Annotated in this window: 18 protein-coding genes and 2 pseudogenes; 2 read left to right on the forward strand and 18 right to left on the reverse strand. The window is 33.4% G+C overall.

Annotated features, from left to right (window positions below; translation table 11 throughout):
• Positions 1-25: 25 nt before the first annotated feature.
• The 10 genes and pseudogenes from QNH24_RS15450 to QNH24_RS15495 all read right to left on the reverse strand — a co-directional run bounded on the left by QNH24_RS15450 (position 26) and on the right by QNH24_RS15495 (position 8,863).
• Positions 26-1,303 (reverse strand): hypothetical protein, encoded by a 1,278-nt coding sequence (locus QNH24_RS15450; protein ID WP_283868463.1) that lies wholly within the window; start codon positions 1,301-1,303, stop codon positions 26-28.
• Entirely contained in the window at positions 1,296-1,823 is a 528-nt protein-coding gene (locus tag QNH24_RS15455; RefSeq protein ID WP_283868464.1) for an RNA polymerase sigma factor, read from the reverse strand. Before QNH24_RS15455 ends, QNH24_RS15450 begins: the two co-directional genes overlap by 8 nt.
• A 188-nt stretch (positions 1,824-2,011) precedes the next feature.
• The gene (locus QNH24_RS15460) at positions 2,012-2,614 is read right to left on the reverse strand and encodes a nucleotidyltransferase domain-containing protein (RefSeq protein ID WP_283868465.1); all 603 of its coding nucleotides are present in this window, start codon (positions 2,612-2,614) and stop codon (positions 2,012-2,014) included.
• 160 nt (positions 2,615-2,774) lie between these two features.
• Positions 2,775-3,346, reverse strand: a pseudogene (locus QNH24_RS15465) (histidine phosphatase family protein).
• 247 nt (positions 3,347-3,593) lie between these two features.
• Entirely contained in the window at positions 3,594-4,157 is a 564-nt protein-coding gene (locus QNH24_RS15470) for a hypothetical protein (protein WP_283868466.1), read from the reverse strand.
• On the reverse strand, positions 4,157-4,804 hold the full coding sequence (locus QNH24_RS15475; protein WP_283868467.1) for a TetR/AcrR family transcriptional regulator: 648 nt from the start codon (positions 4,802-4,804) through the stop codon (positions 4,157-4,159). The genes QNH24_RS15470 and QNH24_RS15475 overlap by 1 nt, the downstream gene beginning before the upstream one ends.
• 257 nt (positions 4,805-5,061) lie before the next feature.
• On the reverse strand, positions 5,062-5,397 hold the full coding sequence (locus QNH24_RS15480) for a hypothetical protein (protein WP_283868468.1): 336 nt from the start codon (positions 5,395-5,397) through the stop codon (positions 5,062-5,064).
• A gap of 122 nt (positions 5,398-5,519) precedes the next feature.
• Entirely contained in the window at positions 5,520-6,086 is a 567-nt protein-coding gene (locus tag QNH24_RS15485) for a hypothetical protein (RefSeq protein WP_283868469.1), read from the reverse strand.
• A 293-nt stretch (positions 6,087-6,379) separates the two neighbouring features.
• Entirely contained in the window at positions 6,380-7,300 is a 921-nt protein-coding gene (locus QNH24_RS15490; RefSeq protein ID WP_283868470.1) for an alpha/beta hydrolase, read from the reverse strand.
• An 882-nt stretch (positions 7,301-8,182) separates the two neighbouring features.
• Positions 8,183-8,863 carry a TraR/DksA C4-type zinc finger protein gene (locus QNH24_RS15495; RefSeq protein ID WP_283872861.1) on the reverse strand — a complete coding sequence of 227 codons (681 nt, stop codon included), beginning with the start codon at positions 8,861-8,863 and terminating at the stop codon, positions 8,183-8,185.
• Positions 8,864-9,487: 624 nt separating this feature from the next.
• Here QNH24_RS15495 and QNH24_RS15500 point away from each other — a divergent pair.
• Positions 9,488-10,135 carry a hypothetical protein gene (locus tag QNH24_RS15500; RefSeq protein ID WP_283868471.1) on the forward strand — a complete coding sequence of 216 codons (648 nt, stop codon included), beginning with the start codon at positions 9,488-9,490 and terminating at the stop codon, positions 10,133-10,135.
• Between the two features lie 172 nt (positions 10,136-10,307).
• Here QNH24_RS15500 and QNH24_RS15505 read toward each other — a convergent pair whose 3' ends face one another.
• From QNH24_RS15505 to QNH24_RS15535, 7 genes and pseudogenes are all read right to left on the reverse strand, one after another.
• A complete protein-coding gene (locus QNH24_RS15505; protein ID WP_283868472.1) occupies positions 10,308-10,592 on the reverse strand; it encodes a hypothetical protein in 285 nt (94 codons plus the stop codon).
• A gap of 116 nt (positions 10,593-10,708) precedes the next feature.
• A pseudogene (locus QNH24_RS15510) lies at positions 10,709-11,119 on the reverse strand (IS1595 family transposase); the annotation flags it as partial.
• Positions 11,120-11,137: 18 nt separating this feature from the next.
• The gene (locus QNH24_RS15515; protein ID WP_283868473.1) at positions 11,138-11,440 is read right to left on the reverse strand and encodes a hypothetical protein; all 303 of its coding nucleotides are present in this window, start codon (positions 11,438-11,440) and stop codon (positions 11,138-11,140) included.
• A 458-nt stretch (positions 11,441-11,898) separates the two neighbouring features.
• The gene (locus QNH24_RS15520) at positions 11,899-12,054 is read right to left on the reverse strand and encodes a hypothetical protein (RefSeq protein ID WP_162832712.1); all 156 of its coding nucleotides are present in this window, start codon (positions 12,052-12,054) and stop codon (positions 11,899-11,901) included.
• Positions 12,055-12,371: 317 nt separating this feature from the next.
• Positions 12,372-12,881: a MepB family protein gene (locus QNH24_RS15525; protein ID WP_283868474.1), complete on the reverse strand. Its 510-nt coding sequence runs from the start codon at positions 12,879-12,881 to the stop codon at positions 12,372-12,374.
• Between the two features lie 232 nt (positions 12,882-13,113).
• Positions 13,114-13,290, reverse strand: a complete 177-nt coding sequence (locus tag QNH24_RS15530; protein ID WP_283868475.1) for a hypothetical protein — start codon at positions 13,288-13,290, stop codon at positions 13,114-13,116.
• Positions 13,291-13,632: 342 nt separating this feature from the next.
• Entirely contained in the window at positions 13,633-13,809 is a 177-nt protein-coding gene (locus QNH24_RS15535) for a hypothetical protein (RefSeq protein ID WP_283934511.1), read from the reverse strand.
• Positions 13,810-14,096: 287 nt separating this feature from the next.
• Between QNH24_RS15535 and QNH24_RS15540 the strand changes: the two genes are divergently transcribed.
• Entirely contained in the window at positions 14,097-14,339 is a 243-nt protein-coding gene (locus QNH24_RS15540; RefSeq protein ID WP_283868476.1) for a hypothetical protein, read from the forward strand.
• A gap of 257 nt (positions 14,340-14,596) precedes the next feature.
• On the opposite strand, the gene QNH24_RS15545 is transcribed toward QNH24_RS15540, so the two are convergent.
• On the reverse strand, positions 14,597-15,184 hold the full coding sequence (locus tag QNH24_RS15545) for a histidine phosphatase family protein (RefSeq protein ID WP_283868477.1): 588 nt from the start codon (positions 15,182-15,184) through the stop codon (positions 14,597-14,599).
• Positions 15,185-15,794: the final 610 nt, after the last annotated feature.

The following is a 15,794-nucleotide window of genomic DNA, read 5'->3' on the forward strand; positions in this document are numbered from 1 at the left end:
ACGATACCAAAAACGTCCCCTTATATTAAAAATTTACTTTAAATCCGTTAATAATAATGGATTTAATTTGTTCGGGCATTAATGGACTCTCTGATAGTAACTTCAGTTTCACTTGATTTTCATCCGTGAAGGAAACTAAACTTGTTAATTCCTTATGACTTCCGTCTTTTTTAACAATTGTAGCCGTTAATTCTTCTGTTTCTGTCGCATTGCCTTCCCCTATAATCGTTAAACCCAGTGGAGAAATCTTCAGCTCTTTCGCTACCCAGTCACCAAAGTCCATAGCAAATGGCACCGACTGCCCTCTCATTTCTTCGAGTTTGAAGGATGCTTCCCAATCTCCCTCTACATATTGATCAGCTGTATAAATCTTTGCCTTCAACTCATACTCAGCTAGATTGATATCCTTCACATTAAAGACATTTTCCTCATAATTATACGCATAAATTGGTTTTCCTTGTTCATCTCTCCCGTAAGAATAACTCACTGTTGGTAGAATCTTCTGCCCAGCTGGATTCACTAAATAAAATTCTCCGTGTTCAATCGCATTATTGGCGGGCCACTCTGTTTGCACATATAGTTTGTCATTATGAAGTCCTATATTTGTAATTTGCATTCTGTCGTATAGTTGTGTTTGAATATTCAATATACCCGCTGGTAGTACATATGCATCTCCTTCAGGGGACTCTCCACCACTTCCTCGAATTGTATCATCTGGCAAAATCTCTGTTTGTTGTTTTTCCACATCTTGTAGATCCAATGGGAATGTTACACCCTCTAACACTGATTTATCACTTAAAAAAGAACGGATTTTTAGCTTAAACTTATCTGTACTACTCCCATTAAACGACGTAAATCGAACAAAGGCTGTTTTCGTTGTAGGATCAAAACCAATTCTTTCAACTGTAAAAGACCGTCCTTTTGACATGGAATAATCATAAATATCCAATGTTTCATCAATACGGTTTCCTTCAACATCCTGCATTGTCACATACACGACGGCCATATCTTCATCCTGCATCGCTGAAACAATTTCCATTTTTATCCCACCATATTCAACAGTACTTTCTATTGGTTCAAGTAATGCCGCTATTTCTGGGCTAATATGCCATAGCAAATTTTTTACATCGTCATTCATTGCAGCACCAACTGTAATAGAGCTAGCTAGAAATACGGTGGCCACTGATGGAATGAGCCATGTTTTCTTCCTTTTTTTCTTTACTTGGCTAACACCCATTTTCGCTCTTTTGTGTAAATTCTGCGGCAATGGAATCGACTTCACTGATTCTTTTAACTTATCCATAAAAATCTGCCTCCTCTACTTGAACACGTAACTTTTTCAATGCACGATATAGGATGGACTTTACTGTTCCTAATGGGATTTGGAGCATGTCTGCAATTTCTTGAAAAGTATAGCCCTCGTAATATTTCAGTAATACAATTCCTTTTTCATCGCTTGTTAATTCTTCTAATATCTGTTGTAGCAAGACTTTAACGGTATGGTCACCCTGTTCAAACTGTATATTGTCTATGTATTCATTTTGCATAGGCACAATCTTTTCTAGCTTTTTTAACCGATTCAGTGAATTACTAATGGTAATCTTAATAAGCCATGTTTTAATGTACGCAGGTTCTTTTAAGCTTTCAATTTTATCGAACGCTTTATAAGCAGTTTCTTGTACAATATCTAGAGCCTCCTCTTCGTTCTTTAAATAAACAAATGCCATTCGATATATATCTGCTTCATACATTTGAAAAAGTTTTAAAAAGGCTTTTTCATTTCCTTTTTGAGCTTTTTTAATTAAACGAATAATGTAACTCACTCCCTTCTATACATTAGACAATTTAGTTCATGATTTAGCTTAAATCATTTACATTTTCTTATAAAAAAAGTAGGAAGAATATTCTCCCTACGATTTCATTTATATTAATCCAATTAATTCTTGTTGTTTGTTACCACACAGCTCACTTAAGAATTGGTTCAATTTATATTTTGAATAATATTTCACACTTAGATATAATCAAGCCACGAATGACCAGTTGGAAATTGTCTTTTCAAAGTCATTTTTAACCAATCCCTTTGTTCAGGCAGTAAATATGGAAGCATAATTTGTAAATCTTGAAAGTCTTTTTCTCTAACCTTTGGACTACCACCTTTATAAAGGAGTTGAATCTCGGGTCTTAGGTAAGGTATCTCATCATCTGTTCTTAAAAATATATCCTCTAATCTTCTTCGAATAGATTTTTCTCTCCTGTATATCCAGGATTGTTGTTCAGTCTCTACTAACATAATTTGAAAAGCCCAGGGAGAACTACTGCTTTTTGTAACCCAGATGTCATTTGTGGTTTTTAAAAACTCGCCTTCTTGCCAAGGAACAAGTTTCCCATTCTCTGCTTTGTATAACATCCAATCACCTGACAAATGATTATAGGCAGTCAATTGTTCGTCTCGAAGTATTATTACATCTATATCATCATGTGCCCTTGACTGTTTGCCTAAATGTAGATCTAAAGCCCATCCCCCTGCAATACCCCATTTAATTGGAATAATAGAAAAGAGCTTATTAATTTCTGTTATGGTGATTGATTCCCAATTATCTATATCTGTCCGCAAATGAATGTCCTCCCGTAGCGTTGAAATAAAATTTGATTAAAAGTATCCTGTAAACGTTGATTTTCGTTATAAAAACCCACCCTTTTAAAATTAACGGTGGGATTCTATTGATTAAATAGTGTGTTTTCTTAAAAAGTTGAACAAAATTTTAAGAAATATCCTATATATTCCCTAAATGATTCGTATCATTTATAAAGTGAATTACCTTTTCCTTATCAGTAAGTTCAATTAAACTAATTCCTGTATCTCCAATTTTAAAATAATAATCCATGTTGATTGGCATTTGGTAAAAAGCACGTAATATATTATTAATTACCCCACCATGAGCAACAATCGCTATTCGCTCATATGTATTTCCTGTCACAATCTTAGAAAATATCGTTTCAATTCTCATTCGAAATTCTATGAATGTCTCTCCATTTTCAAAACTTTCATGAAAAAATTTTGGCTCAGGATACTTTTTCGCTTCTTCAAAGGATAATCCAGCTTGTACACCATTATTAAACTCCATTAATTCTTCTTCCAATTGTACTGGGCATCCAATAGTTTCCCCTAATATTTCAGCAGTTTCACGTGCTCTTTTTAACGTACTTGCCCATATAAAATCTGGCGGGAAATCATTTTTTACTTTTTGTGATAAACTTCCCACTTGCTTTCTACCTCTTTCCGTTAATCATGTACATTTAAAATAGCTGCTTCAGATTCTCTGTGGCGAATTAATAGTATTTGCATACCTTTTCCCCCTTATATCTTTTAAATCCAAAAAGTATAAAACTAAACTACACCGTTAATTTAATAGCTGTTTTCTCAAAGATTGTTGCTTCTGGTTTTGCTATCTTCTTCAATTAAAGGACCACGTTAGTTGAATAAGAGAAACGCTAATTCCACAATCGGGCCCTTTAATGGAATAACAATAAATAATTTTTATTCTAAAACCACTTATTTTTTTACAATTGAATATTCTATTTCTCTAACCATGTCAATTTTGTCGCCTCTTATTTCGTGTAATTCCGAGATAAACAAATACCAAACATACTATAAGACCTAATGTAGCTGGAATAATTATAGATTTGCCAGAGTCCCCTGCAAATAGGATACTCCATCCTACTTTCCCTACTGCAATAAAGGCCATAATTGACAAGCCGAACCAAATGTTACGTTGCCAGAAAGCAAGAGCTAGGAGGGTTAAAGATAGTGGTACAATCAATGTAAGCAAAATTTTACCCAATCCCCAATCCCCAGTTAAATAATCGACTTCATATTGAAGAAATTCTTGCACTATTGTATCTACGGTAGTCGGTTCCGGGAACCAAAACATGGATGTGAAAATACAGAACAGAGTGAAGGAGATTCCAGCAAGGCTCCTCTTGAAGGCAAAAAAACAAAAAGGAATAATAAATATAGGTCTGATATACCAAGAAAGCTGATTATGATGTCTTGCAAAAGCCCAATCTAGTAAATCGTGATTAAATATAAATGCAAACAGTAAACTTATGGAGCATAGAGCAAAGAAAATAGCCAATGGCGTATCATATTTACGCATCAAAAGTTTTTCTCCTTCCCTTGTATTGGGATTGATAGACCTTTTTCTAAGAACAACATCATTTCATCAATTAAAGAAAATAGCTTATCATCAAAATAATCGTTGCCAGATTTGTTGATGAAATTTTGAACAAGTGACAGGTTAAGAGTTTGAATAAGCAAAATGATTGTTTCATTATTTAATCTCTGATCAATTTCATGTTTCTTCTTACTCTCATTAATTAATGTATGAAAAAATTCATTACTCTTTTTATCTTCTTCCCCAAGTAGTGATTTTTTCAAATCTTGATCGGAATTTAAGATAAGGTCGTTTGCAATTTTGGCCATATCAGGATGCTTACGGTAAAAATGAATTCCCCCAATAAATAGGTTCCTTACAATATCAATAAATTTCATTTCACTAGTTATCTGGGTTAAATATTGGGAGTACTCGTGTTTTTTGATGCCTACTTGTTCAACTACATACTTATACAAATCAAGTTTGTCTTCGAAGTATTGATAAAAACTCCCCCTAGGAATTTCAGCTTTCTTAATAATGCTTGAGATACTGGACTCTTGATAACCATGCTCAGAGAATTCAGCCATACTAACTTCTAAAATCTTTAATTTCTTCTCTTTGGGTAGGTTAAAAAATGTTGAAGATGGCAATGGGTAATACCTCACTTTCATTATGACACCTGCGTCATATGACACTACTGTCATAATATAACATGGAATAGATTTAGTAAATATTTTCTTTTACATAAACATCCTATAATTTTTTCTTCATCAACTATTTTACAATAGATTTGTTCCACAATCTGGCCCTTTTTAAAAAAAGACACGTTCCTAAATAAACGTGCCCGATTGTTGAATATCAAGTAAATGATTAAAAACCAGCCGCCTTTAAGGTGCCATTTTTTATATCAAAAATTATCAGCTGAATAATTAACTAGTATGCTTTTTTCAGCTTTCCATACATTTCTAATTTTATTTTTTCTCAGATCATAGTAACAGAGCATGCTTTCTTTAGGTATTTCCAAAACACTATAATCTCTTTTTTCATCAATAAAACTAGATAAAAAATAAAATCCTTCTTTTTTCTCATCAAATTTAACGGAACGAATTTTTGAATAACTGCTATTACTAGATAGTAATGGCTTCATTTTATTTGATTTGATATCTATTTCTGCAACATGCGAAATCGGACTATTTATCTTTTCATCGTAACTAATTATTACCGAGCTATTATCTGGTGCCAATGATACTCCACTTATAAACTTCTCAACTGTATCAATGTGTTCTTTTTTTTCTCCTTTTGTATTATATATATCTAAACTGTATTTTGGTGGTTGTAATTTAGTATGATTGTTATTTGCTTCTTCTAGTTTTTAGTATCATCCTTTTCGGAGTAAGAAACGACAATTAATTTATTACTGTTCGGATTATAATTAAAATCTAAAATACTTCTATCTTTATCTTCTTTTGCCCATATTTCAACTTTATTTGTTTGAAGGTTATAAGTAGCTATATGAAAATTTTTATACTCATCTTTTAACAATACCCTCATAAAGAGAATATTTTGTTCTTTATCTATTTGGATAAAATCTATGTTACTAAATTCAGTAGTCAGCTGTTTAGATTGATTAGTATTTAGGTCATTTTCAAACAATTGAATTGTGTGATCCTTAGCTCCATCTGCAAAGTACAATTTATTACTCCCTTCAGAATAAGCAAATGAAGTATAATCTTCCATATTATCACTTAATAATATTTTATTTGTATTTTTAATCGGATCATACTGATAGAATGTATTCATTAAATTTTTAGGATTGAAAATATTTATATAAAACTTAGAGTCCGAAACATTATTATTAAAAAATAATTTACTACCAAGTAGAAAAAACATTACTACAACTATTGCAAAAAGTAATAAAACTTTTTTTTTCAAAGTACCCCTCCTGAAAGTTGGTAAATACATAATCCAGATAAAATTATTTATCCGGATTATTTATTTTTATTCTGTTACTTCATCTGTTACTTCTTATCTTCTATGATTTCGCTAATTCCAAGAGAATCATTCCATCAAATCATCCCTTTATTAATATACCCAACAGACTTTAAGGTATTGTTACTCAACAATTATCAAATCGATCATTTGATTCTGATTTACTTTTCCTTTCATTATAAGAACACCCCTTTAGATAACCTTATCCAAACGGGCAAAGCATCGTTGAGTTCATATCATTTAAATTCCTCTTTAACAAAGTCAATGAGTAGGGACTTTAATACGTCACCATCCTGCCCCATATGGTACATATCTGTTCCGTGATAACCGCTCTCGTCCACAATTAGCTCTTTATCAGTTGCTCTAGATTCTTGATATAATTGACGCACATGTTTTTCAATACTGCCTCCATAATCACCAGGTGAAAAAACAAACAAGGATGGCGCTTTAATCTCTTTGACACTTGGAATTGCATCAAGGTTTGAACATTGTGCAGGAGAAGAAAGAATAATTAGTCCCTCAATAGGAAGCTCTTGACGAACGCCTGCAACGATTGCTGTTGTACCACCACATGATGCTCCTGCCAAAAATACTTTTTTAGCACCCATTCGTTTGAGTTCGTTTAAGGCTGCATCTGCATCAAGCTCTATATGTTCATTAACTTGGATCTTCTGTGAGGCACCGTGATTACGATATTCAGGAATAATAACTAAATATCCGTTATCTGCCAGTTCAGTTCCTATGTCAAGAAAAGAGCAAATGGAATAACCTTGCTCGTGTGCAAGCAGGACTCCTTTATTTCCGCTACCAAGCACAAGTGCCGACAAATATACCCCATCACTGGTTGTCAATGTAGTTGCTTGATCGCGTAGCTCATCTGGAACACAACTATTCACAAGATGCCCTCTAGAAGACTTTATCGTTCGATCTGGCCAGGCAGGATCATACTCAACCGGTGGGTTTAATGGTATGTTCGTCATTTCTGCAAGTGACGTTTCATTTATGGTCTCGGTTTTAGAAGCAGTACTTTGGTTTTGATTAGATATAGATTGATCTTCATTAGAAGATACAGGATTTTTTGTGGTGCAGCCTGTAATTGTTACTAACAAAATGAGTAATGCAAGTAACATTTTTGTTTTGTTTAAAGATATGTTCATAGATTTTCTATTCCTCCAACTTTTACTGAACATAGAACTGAGAGTGTTTCATACTGTCCATCAAATAGTTTGACGTACTGTGTAAAACGACTTCCTGTTGATGAAACAACTCTTTAGAGACATTGGCTATATAGGAATCTATCTCTACAATCGTGACAGGCGTCTTTTATTCTTCAATTGTATAAACATAAGTGCTGCGTTCAACATAATGAACTGCTTTATTTAGCACAGTGATCCAATTAATTAATTATTTACCATTATAGTATCCAAGGTAGTAGGTGGAAGCAAGGCACAAGATCAAGAAGTCTTTAATTTTGTAAAAAATATTTGTTGGATTTTATCAAAAATGATAATCATGGTGGAATACCTATCAAACAAAATAAAGTAAAAAAACATCCTAACAGATTCAAAGTAAATAAATCGAACTGATCATACTCTTTATATTCCTCTAGAATACTTCCATATTCCCAGTAATATATGAAACGAATAAAAGGCTTGGAATGTTTTCTTATCTTTTTTATCTTCGAAGTTCCTCACACGCCTTTAAATTCAATGATATCCACTTGATTCGGAGGTGTGCTGGTTGTAATGGAAAATCAAAACAACTCGGGTTTATCTCTGTGTTGATTTGAAGAATACTCTATTCCATTCGAACACGCCGATCATGTAAGCAGACACCTATAAATAACACCCACCTCCTCCAAACCCCCTCACCCCCAATAGAAATATAGCTAAATCAATCCTCCGCAATCTAGCCCTTTAGACGAAGAAAGACACATTCCTTACAAAAGAAATGCGCCCGTTTGTGAAATATCGTTTATTAAACTATAGCAACTGTTACTTCAATAATGCTTTTTGTTAGACTTATTTTGATTCCCACATTTAATCCTCTAAATAGTCAAATTTTCTCGCGTGTTCTACTTCCTGAATGGAAACTTGGCGTGTTAATTCATCTGTTTCGGAGATATGGTAGGAATCCCATTCATCATTAACGGCAATTTCTTCAGGGTCTTCATATAATTCATCATAATTTTCAAAATCCCCTTCAAAATCGGACGGTGATTCAGAGGTTCCATATTTTGCCACAACTTGAAACACATCTTCATAATCATGAATATCATCCTTGTCATCTCGGCCAGAAAAAGAATTGTCAACTGGAGGAAGCATCACTTGCTCTTCAACCGGTCGATCTGTTGGAACGTCTTTTGCAGTATGTTCAATACAAAAAGCGGTATAAGGCAGTGCTACCAATCGATCGTAAGGGATATCTTGTTGACAAACTTCACATACACCATAGGTTCCATCCTCAATCTTTTGTAAGGCGGCATTTACTTTTGCTAACTCATCATCGTCATGGACTTTTAACGCCATATCTTTTTCACGTTCGTATAATTCAGTACCTAGATCTGCTGGATGATTATCGATGGTTGACAACTCATCAACAGAATCCCGTAAACTTCCTCGTTCTAAATATTCATCATCTGTATCCATTCTTCGTTGGAGCGAGTATTTTTGCTCAATTAACATATTTTTTAACTTTGATATCTTCTTCTCATTTAGAATAGTCATCACGTCCTTTTCATTATTATGAACGATTTTGATTGAATTATTTGTCTAAAGGATAAGTTTAAATACAAAAACGAAAAGAACAAAATCTAAAGCATTTGGACGGGAACATAAAGATGTAGCTTTGTAATAAAGTTTGATCAAAAATATCTCACAAACCGGCATTTTTCTATAAATAAAAAGACTCCATTTTGAAAAAAGATGATCAAAATGGAGTCTTATATTGTAATACTAAAATTGATTTTTATAAAAAAGATTGATTATTTTCTTCCTATGTTGTTCAACAATCGCTCCCGTTAGTGGAAGAAGAACAGAGATGCTTAATCAACTTAAGCCCTATTAGTTGAAGTTGAGGAGCCGGTTGAAAATGCAGATTTCATCGTTAAAAAATTATCTAGATACTGTTCATACAAAAAGCCACAAAACACTGATTTAACAGCATTCGTGGCCTTTTAATGGGTTTCCAAACTTTGATTTGGGAACGTTATTTGTATTTGGGTTGTATAAAACAAATAAATTTAATCACTAAATTCTTTAAAAAGGATTACTAATTCATATGGAAATTATTGTGTGTTTGTCGATGTATATAATAATTAATATATTATTGGTAGGTGTGAATGGATGAAGATGCAAGCGGTACAAGATGGGGTAATGAATATTTATCGGCAGGTGGCGAAGCAAGGATACGATGCGGATTTTGGTAATCTACTTGTTGCGACACAGCAGGCAGCAGAGCAGCGTGATAATGGTCAGAATGAGGAAGTGCGCGAGTTATCGTTTAAAGAAATGATTGAACTCGAGCATAAGGCGATTGTCGCTTTCAGGCAGGGCGATTTGATTGGTCATGAGCGTTATATGAAAGAGCTAAGTGGTCATCAAGGGTCGCTAGAGAGAGTGAATGCGGCGGCAGAAGCTCAGGCAGCAGAGGCGAATATGGATAATGGGATTTTCCCAGAGGATGCACCACAGTCGGTGAAAAGATATGTGAGTGGGCTGTCGATGAAGGAACACATAGTTATGTTTACGCAGGTGGCGGTACAGGAAATTATAGCGAATGCGTATCAGGATGGAAATGGGCATTGGCGTATTCGACACCGAGATGAGCCGGGTTATATTGATATTTTTGAGCAACCGGATTTTTCGTATACAAAGCTAGTGGAGAAAATGCTAGCACATATTGAATTGAATCGTAAATATACAACGCAAGATAAGTATGAGGAGCAATTAGACGTCATACTCGGCTTGAAGGAAGCTGCAAAGGGCTTTTAATTAGCGATATAGAAATTTGATAGAGGTTGGGAAAAAACCTATTTCTAAACATAGGTGCTAGCATTTTACGAAAGTAAGATGTCGGCGCCTATGTTTTTTGAACTGAAGCTAGTTTTGTTGTAGCTAAAATATCGAATAATAAATTAAGGAAGCCCTAACGAGTTTCCTTGATTTATGGTCCAGAAATTCCATTTGCCAACAGTAACAGAAATATAAATATTGATAACGGTATCATAAATGTAATATTTGAAAGAATACTGAACACCTTTACAGTTATATTTTTAGACTTGATCCCTAAAATTAACGACACAATAAACCCAATGTCTATCAAAACATATAAGAAAATTGGAATCCATAGATTTATATTCGGAGACCTAAATACAAAGAAAATAAATAATGCAACTAAGAACAAAACTAAAGTTAAAATGATTGGATAAAACTCTTTTTGTTGTTTCAATATATTACCTCCTTTCATTTTTTGTTTCAATTGTAATAGTAAATGTAATAACTTGACGAATTTTCGTAATTTTCTATTTTAAATAAGGACTACGCACTAAATTTATGCTGATTGATATTTTCGTTTCTGCGACTATCGACAAATAAGAACCAAAATAAAGGTAATTATCAAGATATTTCGTAGCTACACCTTTAAAACGACCTATCCATTGTTTTTTGGAGACCATTGACATTTTGGATGGGATACAAGCCCTTAATAATGTGCTTTCCATCGTTTGATTTAATCAGATAATACTCTAAGCCCTTTTCTTTTGCATTGGTTTTATAGGCTCTCCAAAAATCGGTTACAAGCACGTTTTCATTAGACAATTTAGAACTTTTAATACGCCCCATACAAGCAACTTTTGAGACAGTTGCATTGGTTCGGTCTCTGGCAAAGAGAACATAGACTTGTTCTTTGCTTATTCCCCTATGTTTAGATTTCCCACCTCTTTTACGAGGCTTCCGTTCAGTAATTCCACGTTGAATCCTGACATTTATCAAATATCAACAATTCCCTTTAACAGAGCCTTTATTTTTTAGTTCTAAAAGTATAGGTGCTATATTTAGCAAAATAGAAACAATTGACAGAAACCATAACGCCTTTTCCATAGTAGGTACAACATCCAATAAAGCCGCCCAATCTTCAACTTTTACCCAGTTAGATACAAGGCTATGTTCTGCACAGAGTGTCAATGCTGTAAATGATAACCCCATTGCCATCGCAAGTTTATAATCTTTACCTGTTGTATACATATAAAGATTTATAAAAGTTGCTACTATAGCAATAAGACCTAATATTAACCACATAATGATACCTCCCTTTTACAATATAGACATAAGTTGTAATCAAATTGTTCCCAAACGCTCGTTTGATAACGATTTGAAATGTTGTTATTCAATAATATGCCCTTTAATGAAAATAAGCGCTGATCCTTATTACAGTATCGCGCCCGATTGTTGAATAACTATTTTTTATTATTAATAGCATTTTCTCATATATTTCTATATCTATTTTAGGTAGTATATATACTAACAATTTTCTCGTTTAATAAAATCTCTTTTTCTTTTTTTAAACCATTTTTTATTGTGAACGGACTACATTCACGTTTAAAACATTGATAGTCATAGCAATGAAAGCACAAAAAAATGACAGAAACATATCGTAGTTTACGTCTGTCGAAGTTTATTATTTAGTAGTTCAATGACTATTTAAGATACTTTTAATAAAAATTAGAGCCACAGTTTAGTGACTCTAATTTTTATGTCTATTCTTTACAAAAATCTACAAATTTTTTTGCCTGTATTAAGGACATATCTGTTTGTTCTCTCACAAACTTCACCGCTTTAATTTCACCGACGGACTTTATTTTCTCTTTTACTAAGGCAATCAGTTCCTCATTATAAATTTTAGTATAATCCATTTTTCCGACCTCCTCTAATCTATAATACCTTATACGACTACTCTAACCATTTAGTTTCAAATATATATTAATACCACAAAAAGACCTTTGTAAAAATAAGGAAAAATTGATTGTGAGGGTTCATATTATTAGAATCCTCCTACCTTCGCTTTTTAATTGATTCAATTTTAACATGATTTATTTCGGTTAAATGGCCCTTTAATGGAAAAAGACGCATTCTTTATTAAAGAATTGCGCCCAATTGTGGAATGAGCTACTGCATATGCCCTCGAATTGTTCAGTAAATATTTGAATGACACAGTTAAAGATATCTAATTTTAGAAGGAGTATAATTTTAATAGCTCATGAATTGATAAACGAGTAGTAGCTTCCATTTTAACAAAATATGGTGATTGCCACTTTTTAGTTGCTATTGCTTGTTTGCTGGTGGGAGTATCCCAACTAGGATAAACTCTAATAGCCATTTTCCCCTTTGTATTAGCCGTTTTAAGGATGTTTTGTTTTAAAAGAACTTCTTTTGGAAAAACAAATTGGCCAAAATCACCAGTATTATTAAAAGTGTTTATTACCAGTAAATCAGTGGCATTATCATATGAAAATGCTTGATTTTTATTAGCTTCATCCTTTTCCCAAAAGGAAACAAACTGTCCCACCTTGTTAGGTGTTATTTTTGCGACTCTAAATCTAACAGATTTAGAATTTAACTGAAATACCCCAGCCCCGTAATCAGAATTTTGGGATTCCTCTCGGATGTTTTTTATAGTTAAATGATTCGGTTCATAAAGTAATTCATTTACAAATGTCAACGTTTTATTAAATTCATTCATAGTTTTACTCCTTATCTTATACTACGAATACCAATATATCATCTGCGGACTTGTTACCGTAATTGCTTTTTAAAAACTTTAGCTTTATTTCGTTAGACTCTTCATTTTGATTTACTGCCAATTTGTTTCAAGTAAGTAAGAAATACCACATAACAAAAGAGACACAATTCTATGGACAGTTTTCGAATTGTTCATTAGTACTCCATTAGTTGTTAATGCCACTCAAACATAATTAAAAACTAAAAAGAGCCATCACAATAATTAACAAAGATCCTATTATAAGAAACATTCCCCAACCATTTTTTCCTTTCATTTTATATTCTTCAATTCCCATAATTGCAAAGAGAATTCCAAGCAATAAAGATGATATTGGACCATATGAAAAATCCTTTGTCATTAATCCGTACATTGAAATCGCTACTACAATTAAAGCAAGCATTACTTTAATAATTTTCAGCTTAGTTCCCCCTCAATTGAAGACAGACTTTAGTTTTAGTTCATTATTTCATAACTTTTTATATTTTAACATTAATACCCAATTATGAAGTGTATTGTTATGTCACAATCTGGCCCTTTCCATGAATAAAGACGCTTTCCTTATTACAGAAAAGCGCCCTTTAATGGAATAACTAAATACATTTTGTGGCTTTTAAGTTTGTTTCCAAAAATTGGTTTATTTATGTATACGTTATAAATCTTTGTTGCACTCAATCCCCTGTTAAAGAACTTAACTTTGTTAAAGTCTTTCTAATTAGTTCAATGGAACATCAGATCTACTGACAAAAACATCCCCTTTAAAAATCCTTCCATCAGATGTTGTGACCACTATTGTATGGTCACCAGAAGAAGCAGCTGATTGGACCCATGTAGTAGAACCATTAGCCACTAAATTATAAGTTTGCGTGTGACTATTCTGTTGAATTTGCACGGTTACATTTGTCCCTGTATTGTTTGTAACATGAAATTTAAAGACTTCGAATCTGATGGTTGTGTCCAAGACGTTTTATAGATACCATTTCCTTTAAAAATATCTGTATCAGAAATAATTAAATAGTTTTCTGTTCTTTGAAAATCTGAACCGGACGTCCAGTCCAGATTATGGCCTGGATCCTAGCGATATTGGCTTTTGCGATATTTAGCTTGCCATCCGCACTTAAATTTCCTGTAATAGCGTTTTGACCTTTCGTTTTTTGAGGAGCAGTGGGCTGGGCTTCATTGGCTCCACAACAACATGTATTACTTCGCTCACAACCTAAACATGGTGCAGCTGCCGTCGCATTAAATAGTTCTGCTAATTATTTAGGGGGCGCAATCGGTTCTACGTTTGGGGGAATTGTCCTGTTTGCCGGTTTATCACCTTCTTATTTTCCTTTTGTTGCGGGCTGTCTTGTTTTAGTAGCATTTTTCGGACAATTGATACTAATGTTAACAAATAAAAAGGAAAGTAAAACTAGTTAAATTTCTGACAAAAGAGAAGTAGTTATTCCTAAAGTCTCTCACAATGAAAATAAAATAACATAAGTGATGATATTTAACACCGTCCAATCTTCGAACGATGTTAAATATGTGAATATCATCAAAAAATCATTACCAAAGCTAATATAGATTCTCTGAACCGTTTATACAAGACGATGAACCATGAAATGGACCTTGAATGCAAATAGACCCATTCCTTAATAGAAGCGCCCGATTGTTGAATTAACAAGAAATAAGTTTTATTGTTTAACGCTAATACTTACATCCCATAGTCTTTGAATGTTCAATAATTCGTGTTCATTAAATTCCATTCTATAAATATCGGGCTTTGATGTGCTATATAGAAAGTTCAAGTCATAGGAGCTATCGAAATATCCCATCATCAAGGTCATAACAGCTCCGTGGGTTCCTATCACTACTTTTTTATTTTTAAAAGTATCTAATAGTTCTTTTAAAATTTTTATAGCTCTTGTTTGACATTCAGCATTTGATTCTCCATCATCTATAGAAAAATTAAATTCAAAAAAAGACTTTTCCAAAATCTGCTCCAATATCTGATCATCTAATCTTTTGTTTTCAGAAGAAAATTTTCTTTCTTTTAAATCCTCATAAACTAATACTTCTTGTCCTATTTGTTGAGTAATTTTTTCAACAGTCAGTATTGAACGTATATATGGACTTGAAACAACTACATCAATTTTTTCATCTTTCAATATGTCAGCTACTCGCCCAGCATCTAAAGTACCTTTTTTGGTTAATCCTCTGGTTCTTTCATTTCCTTCTTTTGGCGACTCACCGTGTCTAACCATATAAATAAAAGTACTCAATATATATCCCCCTTATTTATTCAACCCTAATGTTATTAATGCATCTAAACTTTATTATCCAATTTTTTAAGGTTCATCACCAAAAGATGTGGTTGACATTTTTAATTGTAATAGTAATTGACTGGAGCGAAGCCAGTGTGACTCTTAGGGGATTAAGTGAACTGGATGAGACCCTGGAGCGCGAGTGAAGCGGCTCATCTGGACGCCCCCTGGAAAGCACACTGGCGGAGGGGAAGTCAACCACAAGTTATAGTGAAGAGCCTTTTTTAAATTTAACGATATAAATTAACAGAAGTTCCCAAAATCGAAATTGGAGTTATTTAAAAAAATAAGTTATTACAATTTGGCCCTTTATAAAACTTTCCTTATTCAAGGAAAGCGCCCGTTTGTAGAACAACGAGTACCTATTGGTAATTCATACTAGTTTCCATCTTGATTCTAATCAATTATGCTGTATTATTAACTTTTTCCCTTGTTTATCCTTACTTGGAGACTAAATATACCTGACAGGAAATTTAGCTCAACGACAGGCTCGATGGTGAAGGCCGACACAATATGCACCGTCATGCCCCGCAGGCAAGTATTGCCTTTTTTTCCAAAACGGGTTATT

Source organism: Lysinibacillus pakistanensis, from assembly GCF_030123245.1.
Lineage (GTDB): Bacteria > Bacillota > Bacilli > Bacillales_A > Planococcaceae > Lysinibacillus > Lysinibacillus pakistanensis.